The organism is Acidovorax sp. Q11 (assembly GCF_054950075.1).
This window is the reverse complement of the sequence record NZ_JBUDZG010000065.1, coordinates 1-3,824: the sequence shown is the minus strand read 5'-3', so window position 1 is coordinate 3,824 and position 3,824 is coordinate 1. Positions and strand designations below refer to the sequence as shown.

Sequence of the window (3,824 nt, the reverse complement as noted above, 5' to 3'; positions counted from 1 at the left end):
GGTTCCGTTGCGTTGGCAGGTTGTGGTGTTGCCTACGGGTCCACAGTGAAGTCCACACTCCCCAGGATCTGCTCGGCAGCGCCAGGCGTGGCAATCAGCTGCACGCGGATCAGGTCACCAGCGCTGCCTTGCACCTGCCAGTTGGTGTTGCCGTTGTTGGTCTCGCCCGGGTTGAGCGTGAGCGACTGGCTCCAGATCTGCTGAGTGGTGCCACGTGTGGTGTTGATGGCGCGCAGTTGCACCGGGATGTCCTTGCCCATGGCCCCCGTGTTGCGGATGGTGCGGCTGAGGTTCACGTTGGCGCCCGCCTTGGCGCGGCTTGGGTTGGCTGTGACGCTGCCGCTCAGGATCGGCGGGTTGACGATGATGCGGAAGGCATCGCGGTCCAGGTGCAGGACTTGGCCTTGCCACTCGGCAGTGAGGGTGACGTCGATGGTGTCGCCGTTTTGCCCCAGGGCCTGCCAGCCGTTGTCGCGGCGGTTGTCCTGGTAGCCAGGAATGGTGAGGTTGTCCCACAGGTTCTGCACGCTGGCGCCTGTGCGGCGGTTCACCCACAGCGAAGTCACCGGAATGTCCTTGATCTGCGCCGGGCAGTTGTTGAACACCGTGCGGCTGCCCACGATGTTGTCCTGCAAAGGCACCTGGCGGCTGGGCTGGTTGTTGACCTTGAAGTCCAGCTCACCCGTGATGCAGGCCCATTGCCTGCACAGTTGGCGCTCTGCCGCTTGCAGTGCCTGGGCGATTGCCAGGCGGGCAGCCACGGTGCTGGCGCTGCCCCCTGTGCTCAGGCTGCGCACGGCATCGGCGGCGGCCACCCATTGCACCAGGCTTTCTGCATGGCGGCCCTGGCCCACGAGCTGCGCGGCGTTGGAGGCCGCTGCACGGGCGGTGTTGGTGGCATTGGTGTCTGCAGAGCCTGAGGGCAGCAGCGCTGCCAGGGCCTGGCTGGCGTCGCTGGCAAGGTTGGGGGCGTTGCGCACGGTCACGCTGTGGGTGAGGGTCTGCACAGCCGCTGGCGCGCTGGAGCCTGCGGCCTGGCGGCGGGTTTCTATCCGAAGCGGCACGCTGTAGCTGCCCTCGGTGGGTGCGCTCACCAGCAGGACCACGGTGGCCGATGCCCCTGGCTGCAGGTTCAGCTCCCAGTCCACCGCTGTCTGTCCATTGCCCTGCGGCACGGGCGCTGCGGGCGTGGGCACGGGCGCTGCGTTCAGGAACACCACGCCGCTGGGCACCAGCGCTTGCAGGCGCACGTTGATGGCCTCGGAGCCGTTGTTGAGCAGGTCGGTTGCCAGCGTCTGCGGGGCATCCTGGGCCTGGGTATTGAACGCGGGCACGCTCAGGTAGCGCAGGCTGGAGCGCAGCACGGCTGCGAGCTGGCTGTCAGCACCGGCCTGGGGTTGGGCCAGCAGGGTGGCCAGGTTGAAGGCGAATGCCAGCCCCCGGCCCTTGCCCAGCTCGCGGCTGGCGACAGCCACGCTGCCACCGGTCAGGTTGCCTTGCACGGCAGCGCCCTGAACGCTGTAGCGCACGGGGGTGCCCAGCGTCGGCAGGCCGCCGATGTTGGAGAAGACCGTTCCGGCCAGGCTGGCCACGGGGTTCGCTTGTCCGCTGCTGCCTTGTGCGCTCACGCCCAGCACGCTGTGCAGGATGCTGTCACGGCTGGCGGGCATGCCGTCCAGGACCAGGCCTGCACCGCGTTCGGCGGCTTCGCGCAATTCCTTCACGGCGGTGTCGCTGAGCTTGCCCGAGCCACCGCTGACCCAGTAGATGTTGTAGTTGCCGCAGCGCATCTCGGTCTCGAACTCGGCACGGCTGGTCACGACCCGGGTGCGCAGTCCTTGCTCGGTCAGGTAGGTGCGCAGCGCCTGGGCTTTGCTCTCGTCGCAGGACGGGCTTTGCGCCTGCCCGTCGTCGGCCGCATTGCAGCTGACCAGCACGAGGATGCGGGCATCGGAGCCGTTGCTGATCTGTGCCTGGACGTTGGCACTTGGGGCCGCAGTGGTGAAGCTGTCGGTGGCCAAGGTGGTGGTGGTGCCGCCCACGGTGGCTGCCCAGGTGGCTTCGTAGCTGGTGCCTGCGCTGCCGCTCGGGGTCCAGCCCTGGCTGCCCAGGAAGTTGCCTCCGGCGGAGAGCGTTTGTGGGTAGGACCACTGCTCCAGCACGGTGCTGCCCCCGGCTGCGCGGATGCTCAGGGTGAACTGCGCATCCACGCTGCGGGTGTTGGGGTTGCTCGCGCTGTAGCTCAGCTGAACGGCGGCGCCGCTGGGGACGTTCTTGGGCGATGCCGCCAAGGTGCCGGTCAGCGGGCGCAACGCGGCGCCCGCCGTGAGTTGCACGGTGGTTTGCGCAATGGGGGTTTCTGTGGTGCCACCAGAGAGGGCAATGGTGGCGGCCACGGGCAGCACGGCGCCTGCCGTTCCGGCGGCGGTCCAGTCCCAGGTGTAGGGCACCGAGGCGCTGACGGGCAGTTGCACGTTGGCCTGGGTGAAGGTGGCCAGCACGGCCCCGGTGTCGGGGTTCAGGACACGCACCCGCACCGTGGCGCCAGTGATGGCGGCATTGCCGTTGTTGGCAAGGCTCAGCTGCAGCTGGGTCACGCTTCCAATGGCAACGGTGGAGGGGGTGGCCTGCAACTGGCCTGTGAGGCCAACGCCGGTCTGCTGGGTGTCACCCACAGAGAAGCTGCTGGTGCTGGCCGAGAGCACAGCACCTGAAGGGCCCGTGAGCTGCAGCTTGGCCTGGTACAGGCCTGGCACCAGAGAGGCTGCAGGCAGGCTGTAGGCGTATTGGCGCTGGCTGCGGGGGGTGGCCTGGGCAATGGCTTCAGCGCGGCTGAAGGCGGCTTGGCCATTGGGTGCGATCACCGTGGTGGTCAGCACGAGGTTCTCCTGCAGCTGGTTGGTGCTCAGGTTGGCCATGCGCGACTGGATCAGCACGGTGTTGGCGGTGCTGTATTGGCTGCGGTCGGTGCTGATACGGGTGCTGTTGAGGCTGGAGGAGCCTGTTCCCGTACCGGCTTGCACCACAAAGGGAGCGATGGCGCTGCCATAGACCACGCCTTGCGGCGTGATCAGCTCAGCGCGAACCTGGTAACCCCCGGCCAGGACGGCGGCAGCACTCCAGGGTGCTTGCGCCTGGCCGTTGGTGCCCGGCTGGATGCGGATGGCCGCGCCCAGGGGCAGGATGTCTGCTGCATTGCCTGCTGCGTCTTCAACGGTGAAGCGCACCAGTGCATCGCGGGTGAAGCTGCCGGTGTTGCGCACCGTGGCCGTGAAGCTGGCAGTGTCGGTTTCTGCATAGGCGGGCTTGTCGGTGGCCACTGCGATCTGCAGGCTGCTGGCGATCGCGCCCAGGTCGGCCGTCGCCACGTTGTTGCCTCGGTCGTAGTCAGGCAGGCTGTGTTTGCCGCTGCCGTCGTCGTCCACCACGATCCAGACGGTGCCTTGCGCGCTGAGCTGGCTCAGCGGCAGTGCGGGAGCCAGGGCCAGGTCTTCATAGGCGCCGCTGTCCAGCACGGTCTGCGTGGTGCCGCGTGCCACCAGGGCCGCTGCCGCTGGCTGGCCCAGGGCCGGGTTGGTGTTGTAGACCGCCACGGGGGTGCCCGCAGGCACCTTGTAGGAGCCCGCGTTGCCCACTCGCACGATGATGCGCGAGCCGGGCTGCGCGCCCATGTCCACCACGCGCACATAGCTGGCGGTGATGTCTGCGATGGCCCGGGGGTCAGCGTCCATGCGGCGGTTCAGGCGGAAGGTGTTGTGGCTCTTCCAGCTGGGCACGGGGTTGCGCGGCACGCTCAGGTCGTCGTTGATGTTCGTGATGCTGTA

The 3,824-nt window shown here is 67.9% G+C and carries 1 protein-coding gene; it reads right to left on the bottom strand.

Annotation, left to right across the window (positions count from 1 at the left end):
- Positions 1-32 precede the first annotated feature (32 nt).
- Positions 33-3,824 (bottom strand): DUF5585 domain-containing protein (locus ACYZGB_RS22650; RefSeq protein ID WP_462391231.1); only part of this gene is annotated, 3,792 nt, incomplete at its 5' end.